The sequence below is a fragment of the Streptomyces fulvoviolaceus genome (assembly GCF_000718165.1).
GTDB lineage: Bacteria > Actinomycetota > Actinomycetes > Streptomycetales > Streptomycetaceae > Streptomyces > Streptomyces fulvoviolaceus.
The window spans coordinates 1-246 of sequence record NZ_JOEY01000225.1 but is presented as its reverse complement, the minus strand read 5'-3'; the positions used below and the strand labels follow the sequence as shown (position 1 = coordinate 246).

General features: G+C 71.5%; 1 protein-coding gene. It reads left to right on the top strand.

Annotated elements, in window-relative coordinates:
• Positions 1 to 15 precede the first annotated feature (15 nt).
• The coding region (locus IG08_RS0153630) for a DUF2255 family protein (protein ID WP_030622519.1) at positions 16 to 246 on the top strand (231 nt) is incomplete at its 3' end.

The window sequence follows — 246 nt, the reverse complement described above, 5'->3', positions numbered from 1 at the left end:
AGGAAAGGCCATGCCATGCCGACCTGGACCGACGACGAGCTGGACCGCATCGGCTCATCCGTCGAACTCGACCTGGAGTCCGAGCGCGCCGACGGCACCCTGCGCTCCCCGGTGACCATGTGGGTCGTCCGCGCCGGCGACGACGTCTACGTGCGTTCCGTGAAGGGCAGGAACGGGCCCTGGTTCCGTGGCGCCGCGGCCCGCCGCCAGGGCCGGATCAGCTCGGGCGGCGTGCACAAGGACGTC